The sequence below is a fragment of the Vibrio sp. 811 genome (assembly GCF_033339195.1).
Genome location: NZ_JAWOUB010000180.1, coordinates 1 through 904 on the forward strand (window position 1 = coordinate 1; position 904 = coordinate 904).

The following is a 904-nucleotide window of genomic DNA, read 5'->3' on the forward strand; positions in this document are numbered from 1 at the left end:
TAGTTGCAAACTATCGTTGTTTCGATGTAAGGTTGCAAGCAATTAAATTGTGCGCAACTTAAATCAAAGAGGATATTTGCATGACAACATTATACAAAACTCAAGCTACTGCTCTGGCTGGCCGTAATGGTCAAGTAAAAACCAACGATGGTCTGCTGGATCTTGAACTTGCTTACCCAAAAGAGATGGGTGGTACAGGCGCAGCAACTAACCCAGAACAACTGTTTGCAGCGGGTTACTCGGCTTGTTTCTCTAACGCGATTTTGCACGTTGCGCGTGAAGCTAAAGTAGCGCTAAAGAGCGCACCTGTGACAGCTGAAGTAGGCATTGGCCCGAATGAAAACGGTGGCTTTGCTTTGACCGTTGGCCTCGCGGCAGAGTTAGACCTACCACAAGAACAAGCACTAGAGCTGACGCGCATTGCTCACCAAGTCTGCCCATACTCAAATGCCGTTCGTGGCAACATTGACGTCGCAGTTACAGTAAATGGCGAAGCGATCTAATCGCTTTAGATACTGTTCTAATGCAAGAAAGCCTGCGAACGTGCAGGCTTTTTTCGATTTGAATAGGGTGATAAGGGTTAACGCGACTCCAACGGGTAAGAGCGATAACTCCACATACCGTAAGTACGCAGCGCATCGCGGTAAATGCCAAGTAGTTCGCTCTCGATGGCTTTCGCTAAGTCTTTGAGGGGTTTGTCTGGGTAACTTACGGTGTCGAAAGTGATGCCCTGCGGGCCAGTTTGCCAACTAGCGATTTCAAACAAGGTTTGACCGCGACGCACGTGACTTGCCGAGCTGATAATGGTCGCGTGTTTGATGTTGTGGCGCGCCAAGGCGTAGCTGCTGAACAGGGCATTGCCTACCGTGCTGGTGGCGTAGTTTTCTTCGATGATGCGGTCTTT

Annotated in this window: 2 protein-coding genes; one reads left to right on the forward strand and one right to left on the reverse strand. The window is 49.0% G+C overall.

What is annotated here, in order from left to right:
• Nucleotides 1-80 precede the first annotated feature (80 nt).
• A complete protein-coding gene (locus R7Q46_RS25675; RefSeq protein ID WP_005460420.1) occupies nt 81-503 on the forward strand; it encodes an organic hydroperoxide resistance protein in 423 nt (140 codons plus the stop codon).
• A 77-nt stretch (nt 504-580) separates the two neighbouring features.
• Here R7Q46_RS25675 and R7Q46_RS25680 read toward each other — a convergent pair.
• Nucleotides 581-904 (reverse strand): YdcF family protein (locus R7Q46_RS25680; protein ID WP_318078015.1); only part of this gene is annotated, 324 nt, incomplete at its 5' end.

What these genes read in the sequence shown, in the direction of transcription:
- R7Q46_RS25675 (WP_005460420.1), top strand. Translation starts at nt 81, where the DNA reads ATGACAACATTATACAAAACTCAAGCTACTGCTCTGGCTGGCCGTAAT.